Annotated in this window: 17 protein-coding genes and 2 pseudogenes; 5 read left to right on the plus strand and 14 right to left on the minus strand. The window is 65.6% G+C overall.

From position 1 onward, the window contains the following. Positions 1-13: 13 nt before the first annotated feature. On the minus strand, positions 14-361 hold the full coding sequence (locus NJQ44_RS08980) for a DUF8109 family protein (RefSeq protein WP_254271009.1): 348 nt from the start codon (positions 359-361) through the stop codon (positions 14-16). Positions 362-944: 583 nt separating this feature from the next. Between NJQ44_RS08980 and NJQ44_RS08985 the strand changes: the two genes are divergently transcribed. The 3 genes from NJQ44_RS08985 to NJQ44_RS08995 all read left to right on the plus strand — a co-directional run bounded on the left by NJQ44_RS08985 (position 945) and on the right by NJQ44_RS08995 (position 6,569). Further along, complete coding sequence (locus tag NJQ44_RS08985) at positions 945-2,714, plus strand: DUF7343 domain-containing protein (RefSeq protein ID WP_254271010.1); 1,770 nt, start codon at positions 945-947, stop codon at positions 2,712-2,714. A gap of 437 nt (positions 2,715-3,151) precedes the next feature. Next, positions 3,152-3,871, plus strand: coding sequence for a DUF7344 domain-containing protein (locus NJQ44_RS08990; protein WP_254271011.1), 720 nt, complete (start codon positions 3,152-3,154; stop codon positions 3,869-3,871). A gap of 118 nt (positions 3,872-3,989) precedes the next feature. Further along, positions 3,990-6,569 (plus strand): heavy metal translocating P-type ATPase, encoded by a 2,580-nt coding sequence (locus tag NJQ44_RS08995; RefSeq protein ID WP_256557149.1) that lies wholly within the window; start codon positions 3,990-3,992, stop codon positions 6,567-6,569. A 36-nt stretch (positions 6,570-6,605) separates the two neighbouring features. On the opposite strand, the gene NJQ44_RS09000 is transcribed toward NJQ44_RS08995, so the two are convergent. From NJQ44_RS09000 to NJQ44_RS19570, 5 genes and pseudogenes are all read right to left on the minus strand, one after another. Beyond that, a complete protein-coding gene (locus NJQ44_RS09000) occupies positions 6,606-7,553 on the minus strand; it encodes a PfkB family carbohydrate kinase (RefSeq protein WP_254271012.1) in 948 nt (315 codons plus the stop codon). A gap of 41 nt (positions 7,554-7,594) precedes the next feature. Then, the gene (locus NJQ44_RS09005; protein ID WP_254271013.1) at positions 7,595-11,026 is read right to left on the minus strand and encodes a UvrD-helicase domain-containing protein; all 3,432 of its coding nucleotides are present in this window, start codon (positions 11,024-11,026) and stop codon (positions 7,595-7,597) included. Next, positions 11,023-13,095, minus strand: coding sequence for a PD-(D/E)XK nuclease family protein (locus NJQ44_RS09010; RefSeq protein ID WP_254271014.1), 2,073 nt, complete (start codon positions 13,093-13,095; stop codon positions 11,023-11,025). The genes NJQ44_RS09005 and NJQ44_RS09010 overlap by 4 nt, the downstream gene beginning before the upstream one ends. An 89-nt stretch (positions 13,096-13,184) precedes the next feature. Further along, positions 13,185-13,403 (minus strand): annotated as a pseudogene (locus tag NJQ44_RS19565) (elongation factor 1-alpha C-terminal domain-related protein); the annotation flags it as partial. Further along, positions 13,399-13,622 (minus strand): annotated as a pseudogene (locus NJQ44_RS19570) (GTP-binding protein); the annotation flags it as partial. The pseudogenes NJQ44_RS19565 and NJQ44_RS19570, both read right to left, overlap by 5 nt. A gap of 190 nt (positions 13,623-13,812) precedes the next feature. Here NJQ44_RS19570 and NJQ44_RS09020 point away from each other — a divergent pair. Beyond that, entirely contained in the window at positions 13,813-14,184 is a 372-nt protein-coding gene (locus tag NJQ44_RS09020; protein WP_254271015.1) for a DUF7344 domain-containing protein, read from the plus strand. A gap of 170 nt (positions 14,185-14,354) precedes the next feature. Here NJQ44_RS09020 and NJQ44_RS09025 read toward each other — a convergent pair whose 3' ends face one another. Together NJQ44_RS09025 and NJQ44_RS09030 are read right to left on the minus strand one after the other, a co-directional pair. Further along, positions 14,355-15,395 (minus strand): tyrosine-type recombinase/integrase, encoded by a 1,041-nt coding sequence (locus NJQ44_RS09025; protein WP_254271016.1) that lies wholly within the window; start codon positions 15,393-15,395, stop codon positions 14,355-14,357. Further along, positions 15,392-15,814, minus strand: a complete 423-nt coding sequence (locus NJQ44_RS09030; RefSeq protein WP_254271017.1) for a DUF5805 domain-containing protein — start codon at positions 15,812-15,814, stop codon at positions 15,392-15,394. The genes NJQ44_RS09025 and NJQ44_RS09030 overlap by 4 nt, the downstream gene beginning before the upstream one ends. Before the next feature lie 1,400 nt (positions 15,815-17,214). Here NJQ44_RS09030 and NJQ44_RS19465 point away from each other — a divergent pair. After that, positions 17,215-17,337, plus strand: coding sequence for a hypothetical protein (locus NJQ44_RS19465; protein ID WP_256557150.1), 123 nt, complete (start codon positions 17,215-17,217; stop codon positions 17,335-17,337). A 145-nt stretch (positions 17,338-17,482) separates the two neighbouring features. On the opposite strand, the gene NJQ44_RS09035 is transcribed toward NJQ44_RS19465, so the two are convergent. From NJQ44_RS09035 to NJQ44_RS09060, 6 genes are read right to left on the minus strand one after another with little or no spacing between them, the layout of a single operon-like run. Beyond that, positions 17,483-17,815 (minus strand): DUF7552 domain-containing protein, encoded by a 333-nt coding sequence (locus NJQ44_RS09035; RefSeq protein WP_254271018.1) that lies wholly within the window; start codon positions 17,813-17,815, stop codon positions 17,483-17,485. Further along, positions 17,812-19,032, minus strand: a complete 1,221-nt coding sequence (locus tag NJQ44_RS09040; protein ID WP_254271019.1) for an ABC transporter substrate-binding protein — start codon at positions 19,030-19,032, stop codon at positions 17,812-17,814. The genes NJQ44_RS09035 and NJQ44_RS09040 overlap by 4 nt, the downstream gene beginning before the upstream one ends. A gap of 55 nt (positions 19,033-19,087) precedes the next feature. Further along, positions 19,088-19,978, minus strand: coding sequence for an ABC transporter ATP-binding protein (locus NJQ44_RS09045; protein WP_254271020.1), 891 nt, complete (start codon positions 19,976-19,978; stop codon positions 19,088-19,090). Continuing rightward, a complete protein-coding gene (locus NJQ44_RS09050) occupies positions 19,978-21,102 on the minus strand; it encodes a FecCD family ABC transporter permease (RefSeq protein ID WP_254271021.1) in 1,125 nt (374 codons plus the stop codon). The genes NJQ44_RS09045 and NJQ44_RS09050 overlap by 1 nt, the downstream gene beginning before the upstream one ends. Positions 21,103-21,150: 48 nt before the next feature. Continuing rightward, on the minus strand, positions 21,151-21,666 hold the full coding sequence (locus tag NJQ44_RS09055) for a DUF7552 domain-containing protein (protein WP_254271022.1): 516 nt from the start codon (positions 21,664-21,666) through the stop codon (positions 21,151-21,153). 1 nt (position 21,667) lies between these two features. After that, complete coding sequence (locus tag NJQ44_RS09060; protein ID WP_254271023.1) at positions 21,668-22,816, minus strand: ABC transporter substrate-binding protein; 1,149 nt, start codon at positions 22,814-22,816, stop codon at positions 21,668-21,670. Positions 22,817-22,908: the final 92 nt, after the last annotated feature.

Consider the following 22,908-nt stretch of genomic DNA (forward strand, 5'->3'; position numbering starts at 1 on the left):
GAGACGAGGACGGTCAGTCCTGCAAGACTTCGGCCAACCGCGCCTCGCCGAGCGTATCCACCAACCGCGCGAGGTCGACCACGCGGTCCTCGCCGAGGGTGTCGACGAGTTCGCGTATCTCCTCGGGGTCGAACGTCCGGGCGACGTAGCCCAGATTCTCGACCATCTCGGTCGTCCGTTCGACGGCGTCCTCGTCCGGTGAGAGACTCAGCGGCCGGTTCGTGAATCGGCCGTCGGCGTTGTAGTAACAGAACCGCAGTTCAGCCCCGTCGGCGTCGTCTGGGTCGACCACCTGCACGACCCCGCGCCCCTCCTCCCACTCGTCCACCGTCACTTCGAGCAGCGTTTCGTATCGTGTCATGGTGAAGTCTCCTAACGCTGCCGTAATATTCGTACCGATTCAAAATAGTCGAACAATTGTATCCGATTGCGAGACGCAAGGAATGGTGGTTTTAGAAAGTACCATTCGATATCTCGCCGCACCGACGCCCACGCCGTCGGCGTCGATTCACCTTGCCGGGTAAGGACTTCGTACGTTCCACGGCCGTCGCGCCCTCGACCCCGCCTCGTACACGCCGACGCGGTAAGGCTCGCTTTCGAGAGCGCGCCCGAGAAGCAATCGGCACGGTACCAGATAATACAACGCGTCGCGAAACCGAACTAACCTAACTGCATCCCAACCAGATTGAGGTGGTATCTAACCGTACGTAACACGAAACAACAACGTTGAGAGAGGTTTCAGAGAGATAATAATCTCTTTCTGCCGGGAGAGTGGCACAAACAGTAAAAATAGTCACAGATGTGTGGATTAAACTTGAATCGTCCACAAGAGGACGGTTCTATCACTGCACGAGAATATTTTCGGACCCGAAACAGCTATCAACGGTGTCACGCAGTGCCTATCCAAGATGCGAGTGCGGAGCCTGTCGACTATCTTACTGGTTATGGTCGTGCTAACCGGACTATTCGCGGGTCCGGTCCACGCCGCTAGCGTCCCGACGGCCGCGAACGAGACGGCGGGGGCGAGCGCCGACGGCGCTATCGACCGAGTCACGACCACGTACGATGCGTGGGAACAGGGGTCCACCACGTACGTGTGGAAACAGACTGCCGACGGGCGCACGGTCAACACGTACATCGTCGACGTCGCCGTCACGGAGGCTGAGGCGGGACTCGAACTCTGCCTCGACGCCGACGGCGACCGCAGGTGTACGCCGGTCCGCGGCGGAGTGACGACGTTCACGCTCTCGCCGAACGCGAGCGTCGACGCCCAGTCGCTCACGTTCACGCTCCGCAACGCGACGACGGGCGCGACCGCTGACGTACGAACCGTCACGTACCAGCGAATCTCCCGCGGTGGCGACGTGGACCAAGACGGCCTCGCCAACGACAGGGAACTCGCCCTCGGGACCAACGTCACCGGCGCGGACACGGACGGCGACGGCCTCGCCGACGGTGTGGAAATCGACAAGCACGGGACGGACCCGACGGTGGCCGATACGGACGGCGACGGCCTCAGCGACCGGACCGACCTGAGCGTCGGCGCTGACCCGACGAAGGCCGACACGGACGGCGACGGTGTTCGAGACCAGCGCGAATTGGAGTTGGACACGGACCCGAACGGAAGCGACACTGACGGCGACGGTATCGCGGACGGGGCGGAACTCGACGCCGGGACGGACCCGACGAAGGCCGACACGGACGGCGACGGCCTCGGTGACGGGCGCGAACTCGAACTCGGGACGAGCGTCGTGGTCGCCGACAGCGACGGCGACGGTATCGGCGACGGTCAGGAGGTGACGCTCGGCACCGACCCCACGTCGGCCTACACGGACGACGACGGCCTCCCCGACGGCGAGGAGCGAACGCTGGGCCTCGACCCGACGGCTGCCGACTCCGACGGTGACGGTCTGTGGGACGGAGCGGAACTCGATGTCGGAACCGACCCGAGCGTCGTCGACTCCGACGGCGACGGCCTGCGCGACGGTCGGGAGGTCCACGAACTCGGGACGGACCCGCTGGCCGGTGATACTGACGGGGACTTCCTGACCGACGAGATGGAGGTGGACATGGGGACCGACCCGACGAACCTCAGCACGGCCGCGTGGCTGACCAGCGCGCTCCTCGGGTTCGCCGTCGGTATCGGCCTCACCGTCACCGCCGTCGCCAGCGGCGGTACGGGCGCGCTGGTCGCTCGTGTGCGTTCCCGGGCACGACAGGTCCGTGAGGTGGTGGCTGAGCGAGCGACGCTGGCGGGCGACGCTGACGGAACTGAGGCCGAGACGACGGTACCGACGGGCCAAGATGCGGGTTCCGCCTCCGACCCCAGTCGTCCCGTCGACGCTGAGCCAGTCGCTGCTGAGGCCGCGTCCGACGAGCATGGGTCCGCAACGGGCGACGAGGAACCCCCGCCGACGTACGAGTCCGCCGCGGCGGCGTTCGAAGCGGCCGACCCCGGGCGTCTCGCGGACGAGGAGTGTATCCTCCGCATGCTGGCCGCCGAGGACGGCCGGATGCGACAGAGCGAAATCGTCGCCGCCTCGGACTGGTCGAAGGCGAAGGTTAGCCGGTTGCTCTCTCGGATGGCCGCCGACGAGGACGTGGTGAAGGTGCGCATCGGTCGGGAGAACCTCATCTGTCTCGAACACGCGACGCCCGAGTCGGTGGAGACGGACTCCCCTGGCGACGGGACGCAAAGCTCCGCGACGGTCTGAGGCGACGGCGCGCCCCACGTGGGACCGCGTGTCGCGGTAATTCGCCGCTGTCGGCGCTACTGAGGACGGCCGGGTGCCGCGGCTCGCGCACGCCTATCTGAACTTCTCGACAGCGTCGCGTATCACCAGCGTCCCCACTCTGACCGCCACTGTCGACCTATCCCGCTCCCTCGCTCTAGGCCCGTCGGGGCGCACTGTCGCCGGCGATGACCGTTCCCAGAGAGCGCACAGGCGAACTCGCAGTCGGTCGTGTGCGCCGGCGGAGCGAACACTCCGATTTCCGACCGTTTCACCGAGTTTCACCGAAATCGAGGGATTGAAACGCCGAAACGGGAATCCCGGAACCTCGGGGAACTGTCTGGAACGGTTCCGGACGCCGCAATCGACCGGAACGTTCGCCCCGCTATATCCCGGTCCTCACCGAAGGGGTACTCGAGATGGCTACGACAGAACTACACCACGAACCAACGACTCCGGGGCCGGAGACGCCCGACCCGTCAGACGAGGCGGCGTTGACGCGCGACGAGATATTCCACGTCTTGCAGTGCCGACGACGCCGACTGGTGTTGAAGTACCTCGACGAGTACGGCGGCAACGGCCCCGCGCGGATGGGCGATATCGCCGAACACGTCGCCGCCGTCGAACAGGAGACGACCGTCGACCGACTCACCTCCCAACAGCGCCAGCGCGTCTACATCTCCCTGTATCAGTCTCACCTCAAGACGCTGGACCGCCTCGGTATCGTCGACTACGACCGTGACCGGGGGTTCGTCGAACGAACCGCGCTCGCCGCCGAGTTCGACCAGTTCCTCGCGAACGAACCCACGCTCCTGGCGCGAACGGACGGCGGTGACGCCCAAACGGATAGCGTGGACGCCCACGCAGACCGGCGGGTGAGCGCGAGCGCACCCGTCGACCCCGCCGCCGGAAACGCGGCCGCCGACGGGAACGAGGAGACGGACACGCACTGGCATCGCCGATACCTCTACGCCGCAGCCGCGAGCGCGCTCACTGCGACGGCCATCGCTGGCGACGTCGTCTCGATTCCGCTCGGCCCACAGGGGGGGTTAGCCGTCCTCGTGAGCCTGCTGTTCGTGGTCCTCGCGGTGACCCACTGGAACAGCGCGAGTTCGCCGAGGCGACCCGACTCGCAGTGACTCGGCCGCAAACCGACGCCGAATTAATAAATCTCAGCGATATTTTATAAACAAATTCTATCTTAGCGGGGTTTCGTAACAGCTGGATTAATAATCTGTGGCTCGCTAGTCTCCAGTAATGAATACACACGAACACGACCCCCCGGAGACGGACGGGTCACCCGACCCGACCGGTGGCGGGAGTCCCCCACCGGACGACGGGGGAGCGACCGTCGAGTTGGCGGTGCCGACGATGGACTGTGCCTCCTGTGCGGGCAAGGTCGAGAACAGCGTCCGGTCCCTCGACGGGGTCCGCGACGTGGACCCGCAGGTGACCACCGGGACGCTACGCGTCGTTTACGACCCCGAAACGACCGACGCGAGCGCGATTCGCGAACGCGTGGAAGCCGCGGGGTACGCCGTCGAGGACGACGCCCTCTCGACGCTGCAACTCTCCGCCCCGGAGATGGATTGTGGCTCCTGTGCGGGCAAGGTCGAGTCGGCGCTCGCCCGGGTCCCGGGCGTCACGGCCTACGAGACACAGCCCACGCTGGGGAAAATCGGGGTCACCTACGACGCGACGCGGACGAGCGAAGGCGAAATCGTGGCCGCCGTCGAGTCTGCGGGCTACGAGGTGACGGAGACGACCGGTGAGGGAACGACCGGAGACGGCACCGAATCCGACGGGGACGAACGGAGCCTCTGGCGAAGTCCGCGGGCGGTGAAGACGTGGATTAGCGGCGTCTTCGTAGCCTTCGGTCTGCTCTTCGAGTTCGTCATCACCGGCGCGAACGTTCAGATTGGGACCCTCCTCGAATCGGAACTCCTCCTCGCGGACCTCCTGTTCCTCGTCGCCGTCGCCGTCGGCGGGCAGGCGATTCTCCGGAACGGGTACTACTCGGCGCGCAACCGCAATCTCGACATCGACCTGTTGATGTCCATCGCTATCCTCGGCGCGCTACTCGCCAGCCTCGGTTTCGGCGAGGGCCTGTACTTCGAGGCGGCGACGCTCGCGTTCCTGTTCAGCGTCGCGGAACTGCTCGAACGCTACTCGATGGACCGGGCGCGCGAGTCGCTGGCCGAACTGATGGACCTCTCACCGGACGAGGCGACGGTCAAGCGCGACGGCGGGACCCAGACGGTTCCCGTCGAGGACGTCCACGTCGGCGACGTGGTCGTCGTCAAACCGGGCGAGAAGATACCGATGGACGGCACCGTCGTCGACGGTGAGAGCGCGGTCAACCAAGCGCCGATTACCGGCGAGAGCGTCCCCGTCGACAAGACGGACGGCGACGAGGTGTACGCGGGAACCATCAACGAACAGGGCTATCTCGAAGTCGAGGTCACCGCCGACGCCGGAGAGGACACGCTCTCGAACATCGTCGCGATGGTCGAAGACGCCCAGTCGAACAAGACCGAGCGCGAGCAGTTCGTCGAGCGATTCTCGGCGTACTACACGCCGCTGGTCGTCGGGTTCGCCGTCCTCGTCACCCTCGCCAGTCCGTTCGTCCTCGGGACGACGTGGTCGACGGCGTTCGTCCACGGTCTGACGTTGCTCGTCCTCGCGTGCCCCTGCGCGTTCGTCATCTCGACGCCCGTCTCTGTCGTCTCGGGCATCACCAGCGCCGCGAAGAACGGCGTCCTCATCAAGGGCGGCGACCACCTCGAAGCGATGGGCGCAGTCGAGGCCGTCGCCTTCGACAAGACGGGGACGCTCACGAAGGGCGAACTCACCGTCACCGACGTGGTGCCGTTGCACGGCAACTCCGAAGCGGACGTGCTCAAATGCGCCCGCGGCCTCGAAGCCCGGAGCGAACACCCCATCGGCGACGCCATCGTCGCCGAGGCCGGGAGTGCGAACGTCGGCAAACCGGACATCGAGGGCTTCGAGAGCCTCACCGGCAAGGGCGTGCGTGCTGACCTCGGGGGCACACCGCACTTCGCGGGAAAACCCGGCCTGTTCGAGGAACTGGGCTTCGACCTCTCGCACGTCCACGCGACGACCGACGGCGGCCTGGTCACGCAGACGGCCCACCAGATGTGCGAGCGCAACAACTGTCTGGACCTGCTCGAAGACATCGTCCCGGCCCTCCAGTCGGAGGGGAAGACCGTCGTCCTCGTGGGCACGGAGACGGAGTTAGAGGGGCTCATCGCGGTGGCCGACGAGGTTCGGCCCGAGGCGGCGGCCGCGATTTCGCGCCTGAAGGCTCTCGGCGTCGAGCGGACCGTGATGCTCACCGGGGACAACGACCGCACCGCGAAGGCCATCGCGGAACAGGTCGGCGTCGACGACTACCGCGCCGAACTGCTCCCCGACGAGAAGGTCGCCGAAGTCGAATCACTCGTCGAGGAGTACGACGGCGTCGCGATGGTCGGCGACGGCATCAACGACGCCCCGGCGCTGGCCTCCGCGACGGTTGGCGTCGCCATGGGCGCGGCCGGAACCGACACCGCACTGGAAACGGCCGACATCGCCCTGATGGGCGACGACCTCTCGAAGTTGCCGTACCTGTACGAACTGGCCCACGACGCCAACGGCGTCATCCGACAGAACGTCTGGGCCAGCCTCGCGGTCAAGGCGGGACTCGCGCTGGCCGTCCCGTTCAACTACGTCCCCATCTGGTTGGCCGTCCTCGCCGGCGACGCCGGGATGACGACGGCCGTCACCGGCAACGCGATGCGACTCTCGCGGATTCGGCCCGCGACTGACGACGAGTAAGGCCTGGAACCGCACTGGGCGCCGTCGTCTTCCGTTCTACGCGCCGTCTTCGCCGTCGACGACGGACAGCACCTCGGCGAGTGACGGGATACCGGCCTGTGCGCCGGGCGTTCGGGTCGACAGCGATGCGGCCACCGCCGCTACCTCTACCGCCCGCTGGAGCGAGGCCCCGTCGGCGAGTCGGGCGGCGAGGAAGCCGTTGAGTACGTCGCCCGCGCCTGTCGTGTCGACGGCGTCGACGGGTGGCGGCGTCACCGTGAACCGCTCGCCGTCCTCGACGACGATGTCGTCCGGGCCGCGTTTGTGAACCACCACGCCGTCGTAGGCGTCGACGTGCGGTGACAGCGCCTCGTACTCGGCGTCGTTGGGTGTGAGGTAGTCGACGGCGTCGTATTCGAGGAACCGTTCGGCCCCCGCGACCGGCGAGGGGTCCAGAACGACGGCGGGGCGGTCCGCCGCGTCCGCGAGTCGGGAGAGCAACCCCTCGACTGGGGCAGGTGGAACCTCGTTCTGGAGGAGCAGGCAATCCGCGTCGCGAATCGCCGCCTCGTGAGCACGCACGTACGAGTCGTCTACCGCACCGTTCGCCCCCGCACGGACGACGATGCGGTTGTCGCCGCCGGGTTCGACGAAGACGTACGCCGTCCCGGTCGGTTCGGCCGCCGCCCCGATGCGCTCGGTGACGACGCCGCTGTCCCGTAAGTTGTCGAGGACGCCCAGGTTGGTGGCGTCCTGGCCGACTTTCCCAAGCATCGTCGTCTCGGCGGCCCCCTTCGCGGCGGCGACGGCCTGATTCGCGCCCTTCCCGCCCTGTAACAAGCGGTCGGGTTCGGCCCCGATTTCGGGCGGCACGTCCGGTACCTCAACCGTCTCACCACGCCGTGGGAACCACTCGTAGCGGGACTCCAAGACCCGCGCCTCATCGTCGGTCACCGTCCGAATCCTGTCGACGTTGATGCTCCCGAGGCTGACGACGCGGGCCATGGCGCACTAGACTCGCGCCCGCGTGATTACGCTGACGCCGGTCAGCCGAGTCCCGACAGCCACGCCTCGATTGACCGCTTCGGTGGAGTCGGCCGTCTTGTGTCGACCGATTCGCCGAGGTGGGTGAGCGCGGGGACTACATCGACCCCATCGGGGAGTTGTCGCCGGAGGAGCCATCCGTAAACGGAGGTCTGGAGGTCGTATCTCGCCCGCGTCTCGTCGTCTGGGGACGCCAACAGCACCTTCAGGTCGTCGACGTACCACGTTCCGTCTGGAGCGACGGAGACGACGTCGACTCGGTTCTGCGTCTCGATGTCGAGGCCGTCGACCCGGAGGACGGCGTCGAGCGAATCTTCGACGTACCGCCGTTCGCTGGCGCGCAGTCGCGCCCACGTCTCCGTGTCTGCGAACTGCGGACAGATGGTGTTGCGGACGTATTCGCACACTGCGTCCCGCTCTGACCGCGTCGCCCCCGGCCCGTTCTCGCGGACGCTCGCGTCCAGCGCCTCGGCCAGCGTCCCCTCGCAGGCCCGAAGCGTGGCGGTCGACACCCGCTGGTCCACCGCCCTCGCCAGCACGTCGTGGACGACGGTTCCCACCGCGTCCGGTCCGATATCGTCCAGCGGCAGGGCGAGGTCCGCGGCGGTGTCGTCTCTGTCCGTGTGAAGTGCCCGACCGAGGAGGTGCGCGAGTCGGTGACGGTCGGGGTCGCTCGCGAGGGGATAGAGGGTGCTGGCGTTGACGTATCGGGGTGTCCATCCGGTCTGCGTCTCTCGGGGAGACAGGGCGGCGCGAGGTGTCGGCCTGCCCGGCGCGGACCCGCTTCCCGACACCATCGGCACGTCGTTGACGCCGACGGTCAGTTCCCGTCGTCCGCCGGGGCACGGGACGGTAGTCCGGTACGTGTCGCCGTCGGGAACGCGGTCGTACCCCAGCGCCCGCTGGAGGGTTTCGATTCTGCTGTCACGGGGCGGGGCCGACCACCCCGGACGGGGGAGCGAGAGCACGAGGTGGTCGCGGGCGCGGGTCATCGCGACGTAGAGGAGTCGCCAGCGGTCGGCCCGGTGTGCGGCCGCCACGTCGGCGAGACCCGGTGGCCCAGCCAACCGCTCGCCGTCCCCGTTTTCGACCCAGTGGGTGGTCGCCCAGCGGAGCGACCGCTCCCCCAGAAAGTCGAAGTCGCCGCTGTGACCGTCGCGGCCCCCGTCGACGGGCGTCCGCGACACCGTGGGCGGTGGCGCGAGCGCCAGCGTCTCCCCGTGGGCGACGAACGTCTCGCTGTGCGGCCCGTGAGCCCCGAGCGGTCGGCTCAAGTCCGCGAGACAGACGACTTCGTCCTCGTCGCCTTTCATGTTGTGCATGGTCCGGAACACCACGTCGTAGGCGTCAGCGTCGCCCGCGGGAACGAGCGGCCCGGATTTCGGGTCGTCGCGGTACGACCCGAGGACGGCCGCGAGGTCGGCCATCGTGTAGCGGTCCTCGCCCTCCCAGTCGCGGACGTGCGCGAGCAGCGAATCGAGCGTCGCGAGCGAACGGGGCGGGTCCTCGACTCGGTCGAACGGGTCGGTCGCCAGTTCGAGGGTCTCGACCACGTCTTCGACGACTATCCTGCCCGGGTCGGCGGTGTGTCTCGCCCGCCGAGACGCGAGTTCGCGGAGGCCGTCGACGAACGCCGATTCGGTGTCGTCCAATCGAGCGGCGTCGACGCCAGAGATGTCGGGTCCCGCGTCAGCGACGGTTTCAGTCGGGAGGGGTACGGCATCGTCGCTCATCAGCGCTTTCGTTCGTTCGGGGTCGAACGGGTCTTGCAACCACCGCACGACCGCACAGACGAGTTCGACCAGCGGGGTCGCGAACAGGTACTCGCTCGCGTTCGCGACCGACAAGCCCCGGTTCTCCAGACGCGCCGCGAGGGCGTCCATGTTCGAGCGGGTGTCGAAGAGGACCGTGACGGAGTCGGTCCCGTCCTCGAACGGGTCGGCGGCGAGGACGCTTTCGATGTATCCCGCGAGCACCGGGGCCTCGCCGCGTTCGAACCACGTCGCGCTCCCGGGGATGCCCGTTGGTCTGTAGGTGGCGACGTGAACCGACGGCGTCGTCGTCCGCTCCCGCGCCGTCGAGATAGGTGCGTACGGATCTCCGATGTCGACGCCCCCGCCCCGCGTCTCGTCGGCGAATACATCCGCGAACACTGCATCGACGGCGGCGGTCACGTCGGGCCGCATCCGGTAGGTCCGCTGTCCGCGTTCGGTCACGTGGACGGACCACTCCCTGCCGAAGTACCGCCCGGTTCGGGCGGCGCGAGCGAACAGGTCAGGACGGGCGTTTCGCCAGGCGTAGATGCACTGGTTCACGTCGCCCGCCAGCAACACCCGGGCGTCGTCGGGAACCAGTGCCGCGAGCGCGTCGTGCTGGACGACCGAAACGTCTTGGGCCTCGTCTATGACGAGCGTCTCGAAGTGTGCAGCGTGTCGCTCGCGCACTCGCTCGCGGAACTCCGGGTCCGTCTCCGGTCCACCTCCCGCCGCGTCGTCGTCTGGGTCGAAGAACGCCGCGACCCAGTACGCCACGTCGGCGTGGGCGAGGACGCCGCGCTCGCGACAGGCGTCGTCGTACGCTCGCTCGTACGCGGCGACGAGGGTACAGAACTCCTCGACGCGCGCCGTCCACGTGTCGTAACACTCGCGGTCCCGAGAGACGGCTTCGGCCTCCGAACCTTCGTAGGAATTTTCGAACGTCTCGGCGGTGTTAGCGTCGTAGAACTGTTCCACGTCGGCCCGCAGGTCCCGGAACTCTTCCGGCGGCCCGTCGGGATACGCGTCTTCGACCGTGGCGCGGAGTCGACGGCGGAACTCGTGGTCGTCGAGTCGGCGCTCGCGCTTCGCCTCCCGGGCGGCCTCCAGTAGTTCCCCGAGGACGGTGGCCGGGTCGGAGTCCTCGTCGGCGTACTCCCTCGCCACGCGCGCGAACGTGTCGCCGTGGGCCGCCGACGTTCGGACGGCGGCGCGACACGACTCCCGGACCGTCGAGAGCAGGGCGTCGTTGCCGACGGTCGGCATCTCCGCGAAGCCGAGTTCGGCCGCGATGTCGCGGAACGCTATCCCGAGTATCTTGTCTATCGTGCCGACGTATTCTGACCGTCGAAGCCGTCGGTGGAGCCGGTCGGCAGTCGCCGCGTCGCCGACGAGCGAGTCAGCGTCGTCTTCGGCCAGCGTGTCTATCGCCGCGTGCATCCCCGGTTCGATGCTCCCGGCGTCTTCCCGGGAGAACGAGACGACGGAGAGGCGGCGTTCGGGGCAGGCGACACCGTCGGCGTCTGCCCCGGCGAGTGCCTCCGCCGCGACTCGCTCGACGGTCGTCGACTTCCCGAATCCGGCGGGGCAGGCCAGCACGAACAGGCCGCTGTCGTGGGCGACAAAGGCGTCCCGTATCCTGGCCTGTGCGCCTTCCAGTGACGGTGGCGCGTCGCTCATCGCACCACCTCACTCTCGACGGTGGCGGCAAGACGGTCCGGCAATCCCGTGCCCGCGATGAGCCGATTGTACTCGTCTGCCCCCACTACGGCCGGTTCGAGACCGTCCAACAGCGGCGACCGCTGATAGGCCACACCATCAACGTCCTCTGTGAAGCGGGTCACGACGAGGTGCGCCGAGGCCGTGCTGACGGCGTCGGCGAGGTGGTCGTACTCGCGGGCTTCGGTCCACGCGCCCCGGACGCCGAGGTGTCGCGCCGCCTGCGAATCCCCGTCGACCACGGCGGTCCGGAATTCGGCCGGGAGCGCACCGCGGGGCCGCCGGGGCCACTCACCGTCGACGAAGCCGACGGCCACGACGTAGGGGTACGTCCTAAGCCACGTGTCCGTTGCGTCGAGCACGTCGATGCGTTCGGCGTTGTCGTGTTCTCGCCGCCCCGGACGGGCCGTCGCAATCGCGTCCAACACGTCTCGAACCGTCTCCCACGAGCGTTCCACGTGGGACCGGGCGAGCCAATCGTCGTACTTCGCCCGGGTTTCTCTGAGGAGGTGGTCGTCGCCGTCGACGCCCGCCACGCGCTCGACGGCCCGTGCGGTCCGCGCAGTCTCGGTGTAATCGGGACCGTCGCGGTCCGCCCGCTTCGGGAGGACGTTGTCGTCGAACGCGTCGGCGATGGGGCCGAGGACGCCGACCACGTCTTCCGGAGCGGGGGTCGTCGGTTGCTGGCGACACCAGTTCACCAGTCCGAGCACTCGCCTGCGGGCCGTCTCGTCGCTATCCACCTCTCTGAGCAGTCGTTCCGTCCACTCCGAAAGGGAGGCCGGTTCCCCGTCGCCGATGGCCCGTTCGACCGCGCTGAGTCCCGCATGGCTGACCGGCGACGAACCGGTCCCGCGCGGGGCGGTCCACTGGAGGCGGAGCGGGCGACAGAGCGTCGCCGCGTCCACGTCATCCGTCGCGGCGGCCGCGAGGAGGTCACAGGTCGCCACGACCAGTCGATAGGGGAGGCTCTGGTCGAGGTCCAACTGCGTCCACACCGAGAGATGGCGGCCGTAGACCGGCATCGCGCGCGCGAGGTGACGCTCGTACGCGTCGGCGTCCCGAGCGACGACGGCGATGTCGCTCGGCGAGACACCCGATTGGAGGACCCCGTCGACCAATGCGGCGACCGCTCGGGCTTCTTCGTCGCGAGTCCGGGCGATGAGTTCGGTAACGGTGGCGTCGACGAGGGATTCGAGCGTCGGCGCTCGCACGTTACACGACCGTCCTCCCGCGTCCTCGGCCAGCAACCGCTCGTCGAGTCGCGCCGCGATTTGCGGTCCCGTCCCCGCCCGAAGGTAGAGGTGTACTGCGGTGTCAGTCGTCGCCGCGAGCGCGTCCAAGAAGTCCAGGAGCGGCGTCCCGAGCGTGCTGACTCCGGCGAGGGTGACTCGCTCGACATTGGGAAAGGCCCCAGCCCACGCGTCGCCGTCGGTGGCGCGAAGTCGCTCCGTCGCCGCCTCGATCACCGCGCCCGGTCCGAGAAACCCCGCCGCCCGTTCCCGTACTGTCCGCTCGACCGCTCGGATACCGTCGAACGCGTCCCGGGTGTCGGCGGCGACGACGGACGGGAGTTGTGCGCAGATGTCTCGGACTGCGGCTTCCCGTTCGGGATTGCGGCCGGTCAGGAGGAGGCGTTCTTCGCGGAGCGCTTCGACGCGTTCGGCCGCGGCGGCGAGATCGCTACCGACCACGGCGCGGAGTCGCTCGACCGCGTCGGGCGGGTCGGCCAACACGTCATCCAGCAGACGGCGACGGTCGAGTCGGTCGAGGACCGTCCGGTCGTCCCCCGCGATGCGACCAGCGACCTCGACGGGCGTCCGTACCAGCATCGAGGTCCGCGGCCGACGTGCGGCGGCCAGCGCACGGTTGAGGTTTCGTTTGTGCAACTGCTCGGGCGTCATCACGAGGTCTGTCGGCGGTCGCTCGCGGTGTGCTCGGTCGAGGAGGCTCTGCGCTCGACCGACGTGAACCGTTCCGGATCGAAACGTCCCCGTGGCCGACGGCTGGGCTATGTGCTCCCGGCTCACTGTATCGAACAGATAGGTTCAGCCGGTGGGACAAAAGGACGTTGCCACGGAGTGAAAGTGAAACGCCCGGCCACGGGCCTGTCCGCCACTCACCGTTCGGTGACGGTGAGGACTTTCCCGGCCGCGACGGTCTGTCCCATGTCTCGGACGGCGAACGAACCGAGTTCGGGAATCTCCGAAGAGAGTTCGACGCTGAGCGGTTTCTGCGGTCGGACGGTGACGATGGCCGCGTCGCCGTTCTCGATGAAGTCCGGGTTTTCCTCGGCGACTTCACCGGTGGACGGGTCGAGTTTGCCCTCCAACGACTCGAATAGTCAATCCGCGTTCGCGTTCCTCGGCGAGGTTGGCCATGACGTAGGCGAACTCGAACCGCCCTTCCCCTTCGACTGTGCCTCTTCGCGATACTGTTCGATGATGTGCTCCGGGACGCTCCCCGTCTCGAACAGTAGTCGGCCGACGAGGGTACTCTTCCCGTGGTCGACGTGGCCGATTATCGCGAGGTTCTGGTGTGGTGTGTGGGAATTCATAGGTCTAGCTCCGCGTTAGTCCCACCCTCGCTGACACCATCTCGGCCGGTGCGCTCAAAGGTTAGATGACCAACAATAGGGGTGCGGCGAACGGAGAGATTTCACAGATAGTTCGTCACAGATTACATTCTCGTCTCGGACCCCGTGATAATGGGAAGGGGTTATATTTTCCGACGGATTCGAATTAGTCATGGTAAATCATGAGGTAATCGGCGGGCGATTGACTGATGACGAAGTGTACGACCTATTGAGTCACCCGCACCGCATCAGCGCCATTCGATGCCTCCGTCGGCAGGACGAAGCCGTCTCGTTCAACGAGTTGGCAGAATACATCGCGATGGAAGTCGAACCGGACGGCGATATTCGGAACGGAGAGTTGATTGGGCGAATCAAGACGCAACTACATCACGCACACCTCCCGAAGTTGCTCGACGCGGGCGTCGTCGAGTTCTCTCAGGAAACTGACCTCGTGCGGCTCACCGCCGAGGAGGAACTCCGGCCGTTTTTCACCGAAGTCTCGCGAATCAAAGTGACCACGCAACTCACGGCGGCGGACTGGTAGCCCGTCTCTGCGACTCTCCCCCTCGCATCCCATTATTCGACAGTGCCGCCTGTGCCCTCGGTTCGTCTCGGTTTTCCCGCCACAACGCTTCCAATTAGATATAGCACTATGAGATTTATGTGTTCGCAGGGAACCGGATAGAGATATCCAAAAACCGATAAGTCCGGGCGCTACTGGCCCAATGAGTAGATATTCGCCTCGTAGACCTCTCGAACCCTGTTGCCCCATTCGTGTGTGTACGTGTCGATAACGTCCTGAGCCACGTCGCCGCGGAGATACTTCACGACGCCGCGGTCCCCAGTCCGGTCCCGCAGATGGGTGGTGAAGAAGTGTCGGAAGTAGTGCGGCGTGACGTTCTCCTCGGTCCCGCCGCCCTCCCGGTACCATCCGTGTCCCCGGGCGTGCCGTTCCACGATGTGGTGGACCATATCGGGCGTTACACGCCTGCCCCAGTCCCCACTCGTCGAGACGAACAGCGGCATCGCTTCCGACCGCGTATCCGGCCGAATCGCCAGCCAGCGACGGAGGACGCGTGCCAACTCGTCGTCGACGGGAACGGTCGTATCACGTTTTCGCTTGTTCGATGCCGTCCGTTCCTCGCCGTTGAGGACGCTCCCGCGCGCGGGTTCCGCGGCGATGTAGAGCGAGTCCGGCCGACCGTCTAGGGCGGCACGAGCAGGTATCTCCGGCCGTGGACCGGGGTCTGCGAGCGAGAGGTCCCGAACGTCGAGATTACAGAGTTCCCCGACACGCATCCCGGTCTTGAGTAAGGTGACGACGAGCGCCTGTTCCAGCGGATGTGTGACGGTATCGACGAACTGCCGCATCGACGCAACGTCTATCTCCCTGCGCGTGGGGTCCGTGTTGATGGCCTCGTCCATCTCCTCGACGACGAGCGTCATCGGGTTCGACTCGAAGGCCCCGACCTGGGTCATGTACGCGTAGAATCGGTGGAGATAGGACGCGTACGTCGCGACGGTACTCTCGCTCGCGTCACCCCGGAGGCTGTGGACGTACGCCATACAGTCCCGATGAGACGCTTCTGCGATGGGGACAGGCCGCCCGCCGTCTTTGAGGAAGGTTTCGAAGTCGCGCAGCACTCGTTCGTAAAACTCCCGGGTTCGCTCGCTCTTGCCGTGGTAGGTGATATCTTCGAGGAAGTAGCCGACCGGGTCGCTGACGGCGTCGGTCGACTGCGTATCGGAACTCATTCCGCCAACACGTACCCCCCGTGGCGACCGCTGTATCGAACCCGACCGGCAGACTGGAGTTCCTGCATCGTCTCGTCGAGACGTTCCTCGATGTCGTCAGTCAGTGCTGCGAGGAGTTCGTCCCAGTCGTAGTGATTCCCGTCGGCGAGGACTTGCTCGACCCGCCTCTTCAGCCCGTCGACCCCTGGGGTTACGGCCGAAGAATCGGGTTCCTCTCGGTTCGGTTCGTTCACCCGCTCCGGCGTTGCAGCCGATTCGGGTGGCTCGAAGCCCTTGCGGCCCGCTTGCACCATCGTTCGGATAAATTCGCTTTGACTCATGCCAAGTTCGTCGGCGTGTTCCTGCCACCGCTCTTTCTGGTAGCGGGGGACGTACGTTCGAATCGAGACAGTCTCGTCCGCCCCGTCGTCTCCGGCCATATGCACCCCATGTAACCCGTGTACTTCAAAGTAGTCCCACTAATCCAGATAAACACACTTATTTGGGTGAGTAGGTGTTTCACAGGGGCCCTGACGGGACCATACGCACTGATAAAAACTCACCTTCGGACAATCTCCGATGATTCGGAGTGTCACCTACACAAATAAAAATAACGACGACTCGTAGCAATCGTTTCGGGTGTCCAACAGTAAGCTCCTAGTCGGGTCCCACCGCGTTCGGGGTATCACACCGACGACACTGAATGATTCTCGAAGATATCGACGCTCCACGTCGTTCGGACTATTTGACCCAGTGTGTTTGGTCCTGTGGCGCCCTCCGAGACACCGCACCCGAGTTGTTTTCGAGGCGTAATTCAGCCGACGAGGGGGAAATTCGTAGCCTCGTCAGTCCCGAGTTCAGACTGACGAACGATACGTGCCGGTCGGCAGGGGAGCATTAGGGTCCCCCAGAGAGACAGATGCAACGGTCAATCGGCGCCGTTCAAGAGCTCCGCTCGTTCACCCTCTGAAACGACCGTCTCCGCTGGAGGCCCACGTCGCTAGCCAGTGGGCTTCATCGATATCGACGTTCTCGTACCTCCTTCTGTCGTCCTTCTGTATCGTGTCCCCATCTGGCCGAGCGAGAGGGTGTGTCAAGGCACACTATGAGTACGGGCCGCAACGGAAATTATCCACCGTCGACGGGAGATTCCTTGTAGTGGTTCCCAAGCATCTGCCGAACTGTGTCGTCGGGACAGGCTGAGGAGAGGGATTTCGTACACTCCCGCTGTATCAACACGCCCGTACGCCATCGAGCGTCTCTTGCGTCGACGACGCGATTCATTCCTCACGGGAGAGTTATTGAGCGGCGAGGGCCGAGTTTCGGATTGCCGAGCGAAAGAAGCGTCTCCTCCGAGAACCTGCCGGACGATAGTGGGATACGGACCGTTGCAGTTCGTCTGTGGAAGACACGTCGCCACGACGTGACAAACAGTCCAGGAGTCCCGGAACCGACGAGTAAATCGAGCGCAATCCCAAAATCCGTAGTCGGAACCACGGTCGGGACCAATGATGCGGTGAGAAGCATAGCCGTCGACGTGCTGAAATCGAAGTATCCACAGGCGGAGTCCCGAATCGTGTCTACGACGAACGTCCGCTCGGCGGTTCCTGACGCCGTATTGAGGACGACGTGCTTTCCTCCGCCTCGTGCCTCTCAGACGGATCCGCCGTCGCGACTCACGTCCTCCTCCGCGTTCCGCCCACGGCGACGTCGTGGGCGTTTTCCCGGTCCTACGCTCGTACTCCACGAATCCAAAACGGGATGTGCCTCGAAAATCGAGAGAGCAGTATGGGCGACGTGACACTAACTCGAACCGCTACGCGACGACGGGGGGAGATGCATGGCTGACCCCGCGCTGGTTCGGTTGTTCATGATACTCATCGTTCTCGTCGTGATGCTCGTGGGGCTTATTGGGTCGATGTACCTCGTGAAATACCTGATTCAGGTCACCTTCGAATCGTAGTTTTCGGCGTATTTCTCGGGCTTTACTGACAGAAATATGCCACTCAACATCCTGCGCTACGGCGCATTCGCGACGTATAAATCGTATAGTGCTATATCGAAATGGCCATGTTGAATTCTGTTTTCGCGACTGCCGTATCCGACGATTATCGCCGTATCGACGGCCTCGTGCCGGTGGCAGGGAATTTCCGAAACGGCGGGTACGCCTCGCAGACGATGAGGTCGTAGCGGGGCGTTCGCGGGTCGTACCGCCGGAGCGCGCACCGGTACTGTTCTGTCGCTTCGAGGGCCGCGCGAGCGGTCGCTCGGCTTTCGAAGCGTCGTCCGGCAACGGGGACCGGTCGCTCGCCGGTCCGCCCGCAAACGACGTAGTATCGGCCGTCGTCGCTCGCAAACTGTTCGATGGATTCTCGAATCTCGACGAGTGTCGGTCCAATCTCTGGTCGGTCGACAGCGGTCGATTCCGGACGGGTCGTCATACCTCTCCCCCGACGATGTTCGCGACGCGCTGTCGGTCGAACAACTGCTCGTCCGCGGGGATGTCCGGGTAGTGCTCGCCGTCCTCGTAGCGCGGCCACTCGCCGAACAGGTCCGGGTAGAGCTGTTTTGCGCCCATCTCTATCTGGAAGAGGTTCATTATCGGGCCCTGATAGCGCATCCCGGCGGGGACCACGCGGTCGTTTTGCACCGCGCTGAGTTGACTCCCGACCTCGTGGTCTTCGAGGCGCTTTCGCGTCTCGGTCATGCTGTAACTCGGGGTCATCCCCCAGAGGTGGAGGAACACGTCGGGATCGGCTTCGAGCATCGCCTCGTAGTCGACAGTCCCCCACAGGCCGCTCCAGTCCTCCTCGGCGAAGGCGTCGTTCGCGCCCAGCGGTCGCGTGTCGGCCAGCCAGTAGCCCGGTTTGTTGAGGTGGTAACTGTAGAACTGACTGCCGTCGGCCGCGAGGGTCGCCCGGACGACCGTCGGTCGCTCGGACTTCGGCGGCAAGTCGGACTGGATGGTCGAGACGAGGTCCGCGTGGACATCGGCCAGCGCCTCGTAGCGAGCCTGTTCGTCGAACACTTGTGCGACTTTCCCGAACAGGTCCCAGAGCGTGTAGTACTCGTAGTCGTCGTATCCCTCGGGCGGTGACGCCCGCGTACCGCTGTAGAAGTTCCCGAACCAGGGCGCGACCTGTTCGGCGATTTCGGTCACATCAGTCTCGTCCCAGTTGGTCTGCGTCGGCGCCCACGCGGGGTCGGCGAGGTGGACGTCGCTGTCGAGCGCGTACAGTTTCTCCTTCGAAAGGCCACCGCTCAGCGGGTCGTACAGCCCCTCCCAGTCGAAGGAGACGCCGTCTAGATGGTGCGTGTAGTGGTTCAACGTCGTCCCCGACATCTCGGGGACGTAGACGGAGTTCACGGCGTCGCCGCGGCCCAGCGCTACCGCCATGTCCGCGTACTGCGGGAAGACGGTGAACACGTCCTCCGGCGCGGCGTCGAACGTCACGTCGCCGACCGGTGATATGCTCACGGTAGTGCTCGGGTCGGTCGCCGTCTCGGTGTCAGTCGACGACGCACCGCTGTCTGGGGTCGTCTCAGAACCACTGCCGTCGGTACAGCCAGCTAAGAGGCCGCCAGCGACGACCGCACCGCCGTACTTCAGGTACTCCCGCCGCGTCGGTTCGGCTTCGCCTTTCCTGTCGGTTGCCATATTTTTAGGCTTACCTAAAACAATAAATGCGTTCCGGTTTTTAGGCTAGCCGAAATCACTCGGAGAGCGCGCCGTGCGGGGCGACGTGGGGGCCGGTCGGACTCTCGCTGTCGACGCTCGCGTCGACGTTGAACACGTCGGCGAGCAGTTGCTCGGTCACGACCTCTTTCGGCGGTCCCCAGTCGTAGGGTTCGCCGTCCTGCATGGCGACGACGTTGTCGGCGAACCGCGCGGCCTGCCCGATGTCGTGGAGGACGATACCGACGGTGACGCCCGCTTCCTCGTTGAGGGTCCGGACGACTTCCATGACGCGCAGTTGGTGGTGCAAGTCCAGATACGTCGTCGGTTCGTCCAACAGGAGCACGTCGGTGTCTTGAGCGAGCACCATGGCAATCCACGCGAGTTGCTTCTGTCCGCCGCTCAGGTTCGCCATCTCTTTCTCGCGCAGGTGCCCCACGCCAGCCAGTTCGATGGCTCGGTCGACCGCTTCTCGGTCGTCGTCGGTGACCGTCTCGAAGAAGCCGCGGTGCGGATAGCGGCCGTGGAAGACGAGGTCCTCGACACTGATGCTCTCCGGCGACTGATTCTCCTGAGACAGCAGCCCCAGTTTGGTAGCGAGTGTCTTCGCATCGACCGATTGCACCCGCTCGCCGTCCAACAGAACCCGGCCCGAATCGGGCGCGTGCTGGTTCGCCATCGCTTTCAGGAGCGTGCTCTTCCCGCTGCCGTTCGGGCCGACGAGGGCCGTCACCTCGCCTGCCGGGAGGAGGACTTTCTCGCACTCGACGACCGGTTCGTCGGTCGTCGGATAGCCGATTTCGAGGGCCTCGCCGACGAGTTCGCTGGACCGTGCTTCGGTAACTGTCCCGTTCGTCTCGGTCGCTTCGTCACCCGACCGCTCGTCCCGGCCGTCGCTGATATCGCGAACGTGTCCGCTTTCGTGCATCAGATGCCCCCCATCGCGTCCTGCTTGCGCATCAGGAAGAGGAAGTACGGACCGCCGATGAGGCCGGTCACGATACCGACTGGGACCTGCGCGGCGGACCCGACGACGACGCTCATGCCGAGGCGTGCGCCCACGTCGGCGGCGACCATCAGCGCCGGGCCAGCGAACAGACAGCCGACGACGAGTTGCTTGTACTCGCTGCCGACGATGTTGCGGACCATGTGCGGGACGATGAGGCCGACGAAGCCGACGATTCCCGCGACGGCGATGCTCGCGGCCGCCGCCAGCACCGCGACTCCGGAGAGCGCGAACCGGACCTTCTCGACGCTCATCCCGAGAGATTTGGCCGTGCTCTCGCCGAGTAAGAGAACGTTCAGTTGCCGGGACCCGAGCAGGGCCAGCACCATCGCGACGACGCTCCACGGGAGCGCCATGCGCACCTGCTCCCAGTCGGTCCCGGTCAGCGACCCCGTCGTCCACGCGATAGCGGACTGGACGACGCCGATGTCGTCGGCGAAGAAGAACAGCGCCGTCTGGAGGCTGCTGAAGACGGTGCCGACGATGACGCCCGCCAAGACGAGACGGACCGGTGACGTGCCGTTCTTCCACGCGATTGCGTAGACGACGAGGAACGCGACTGCGCCGCCGAGTGCGGCGATGAGCGGCAGGAACGTCGACAGCCCAGAGAAGACGACCAGCGTGAGCAGAATCATCAGTCCCGCCCCCGAGGAGACGCCGAGGATGAACGGACTCGCCAGTTCGTTCCGGGTGACCGCCTGAAAAATCGACCCCGAGACTGCGAGGTTCATCCCGACGAGGACGGCGACGAACACCCGCGGAAGCCGGATGTTCCAGACGATGAGGCTCTGCTTGCTCATCTCCGGCAGGTCCGTCCCGAACAGGAAGGCCCCCCACGCCTCGAGGTTCAGGAGGACGCCGGGGTCCAGAACCGCCTGCCACGCCTCCGCGAGCGTCATCGAGAACGTCCCGAAACTCACCTGCACGAGGCCGCCGAGGACGACGATGACGAGGCTCCCGGCACAGAGGGTCACTAGCGGACCGTCGACCCAGTCGAACCAGCCCGCTTGCTGAGAGTCGGACGTCGAACCGGTGGTCGTCGCCACGCTAGCGCACCTCCGCGTGCGGTCGGCCGCCGAGCACCTGTCGCGGAGTCATGCGTTCTCCGTGAGCTTCGAGTCCAGTTGTCGCGTGACGAACTCGTCGTCCAACAGGGAGTCGGGGCCGGTGAAGTGGACGACCGCCCCGTTCTCGACACGGAGCCACTCGTCGCTCCCGTTGCCAGCGACGGTTACGGTCTGTCGCGACTGCGGAAGCCCGTTCTCGCGCCGTCCCTCGGTCCATTCGCGGACGCGGGCGATTTCGACCGTCTCGTCGCTCGCTTCGGAGACAACGAAGTCGTACGTCGCCAGCGCGGGGTCGACGCGTCGTATCGCCGCGCGGTAGCGGGCCGCCAATCGAGCGGCCGTCTCCGCGTCGTCGTACCGGCCAAACCGCACGTCACGGACCGGTTCCGGCCGGAGTCCGGACTCGCGACAGGCGACGACGAAGCCCCCGTCCGGGTCGGCGAGGGTCGAGATGCGGTCGCGAACCGTCGAGACGATGTCGCTCACGCAGGCGTTCGGGCGGTCCGACCCACTGGAAGTGTTCCGGTCCACGGCGTCTGTCACGTCAGAACTCCCCGTTGACGATGTCCGCGACGCGCTGGCGGTCGAACAGTTCCTCGTCAACGTCGTAGAGTTGGCCCGCAGTTCGCTCGGTCAGCACGAGGTTCGTGATGGGGCCTTGATACAGCCCACCCGCGCGGTACACGTCGCCGTTCTCGACGGCGGTGAGCGCGCTCGCTGTCTCGTGGTTTCGGAGGAAGTCGACGACGGTGTCCTGGAACTCTTCGCGGGTCATCGCCTCGTAACCGCGGAGCATGAGGACTTCGGGGTCCACGTCGAGGACGGTTTCGAGGTCTATGGCCGCGCGACTCCCGTGGAAGTCCTGAATATTCGTCTCGGCGAGCGCGTCCCGCACGCCGAGGTCACGCAGATGCTTGAAGCCGGTGCCCTCGCCGACGATGTACGGGTAGGACTCCTCGGGTTCGTCGCCGACGCCCCAGAGGACGGCGACGGCGGGTCGGTCGGTCTGTCCGGGGACGACGGGCGCGAGGTTCGAGCGGAAGTCGTCGTGGAGTGCTTCGAACGCCTCGTATCGGTCGGTCCGCTGGAACACCTGCGCGAGTTTCTCGAAGCCCTCGTAGAGGTTGTAGTAGCGGTAGTCCTCGTGCCACGGAAAGTGCTGGGCGTAGATGCAGTTGCCGAAGAATGGGCCGACGTTCTCGACGATTTCGTCGACATCAGACTGGTCCCACCCCTTGAACCGGTTCATCAGGAAGTTGGGGTCGATGACGTGTACGTCGCCGTCGAGTTCGAAGAACAGTTCCTTGCTGACCCCGTCCTGATACAGCGACACCATCTCGCTCTTGTCGACGGAGACGCCGGGGACTTCGTCGTAGTACTGGGTGTGATACCGACTCGTCAGCCAGACTCCCTTCGGCGGTTCGAGACCGAGGGCGACGCCCATGTCGGCCCAGCTCCCGTTGTTGGCGACCCACGTCTCGGGGACGCCGTCGAACTCTACTTCGCCGACGGGGGCCATCTCGACCGAGTAGGAACGCTCCTGTGTGGCAGTCGCCTCGGTGCTGGTCGACTGGGGGTCGGACCCGATTCCGGTCGAACACCCGGCGAGCAAGCCGCCTGCGACCACCGCGCCGCCAGCCGTAATGTAGTCTCGACGTGTCGGGGCCTCCGTACGTGGGACAGCGTGAACCATATTGATTAGGCCAGCCTAAATCCTGATAACCCCTTCGAAATTTAGGCGGACCGAAATTAGGGGTGGCCTGGCGGTAGTGTCCATCGTCGTTT

The organism is Haloarcula marina (assembly GCF_024218775.1).
Lineage (GTDB): Archaea > Halobacteriota > Halobacteria > Halobacteriales > Haloarculaceae > Haloarcula > Haloarcula marina.

Coding starts and splice junctions, on each gene's coding strand:
- NJQ44_RS09035 (WP_254271018.1), bottom strand. CDS start 17,815: ATGACGACCCGTCCGGAATCGACCGCTGTCGACCGACCAGAGATTGGA.
- NJQ44_RS09005 (WP_254271013.1), bottom strand. CDS start 11,026: ATGAGCGACGCGCCACCGTCACTGGAAGGCGCACAGGCCAGGATACGG.
- NJQ44_RS08990 (WP_254271011.1), top strand. CDS start 3,152: ATGGCTACGACAGAACTACACCACGAACCAACGACTCCGGGGCCGGAG.
- NJQ44_RS09030 (WP_254271017.1), bottom strand. CDS start 15,814: ATGGCCGGAGACGACGGGGCGGACGAGACTGTCTCGATTCGAACGTAC.
- NJQ44_RS09045 (WP_254271020.1), bottom strand. CDS start 19,978: ATGCACGAAAGCGGACACGTTCGCGATATCAGCGACGGCCGGGACGAG.
- NJQ44_RS09040 (WP_254271019.1), bottom strand. CDS start 19,032: ATGGCAACCGACAGGAAAGGCGAAGCCGAACCGACGCGGCGGGAGTAC.
- NJQ44_RS19465 (WP_256557150.1), top strand. CDS start 17,215: ATGGCTGACCCCGCGCTGGTTCGGTTGTTCATGATACTCATCGTTCTC.
- NJQ44_RS09000 (WP_254271012.1), bottom strand. CDS start 7,553: ATGGCCCGCGTCGTCAGCCTCGGGAGCATCAACGTCGACAGGATTCGG.
- NJQ44_RS08995 (WP_256557149.1), top strand. CDS start 3,990: ATGAATACACACGAACACGACCCCCCGGAGACGGACGGGTCACCCGAC.
- NJQ44_RS08980 (WP_254271009.1), bottom strand. CDS start 361: ATGACACGATACGAAACGCTGCTCGAAGTGACGGTGGACGAGTGGGAG.
- NJQ44_RS09020 (WP_254271015.1), top strand. CDS start 13,813: ATGGTAAATCATGAGGTAATCGGCGGGCGATTGACTGATGACGAAGTG.
- NJQ44_RS08985 (WP_254271010.1), top strand. CDS start 945: ATGGTCGTGCTAACCGGACTATTCGCGGGTCCGGTCCACGCCGCTAGC.
- NJQ44_RS09060 (WP_254271023.1), bottom strand. CDS start 22,816: ATGGTTCACGCTGTCCCACGTACGGAGGCCCCGACACGTCGAGACTAC.
- NJQ44_RS09025 (WP_254271016.1), bottom strand. CDS start 15,395: ATGAGTTCCGATACGCAGTCGACCGACGCCGTCAGCGACCCGGTCGGC.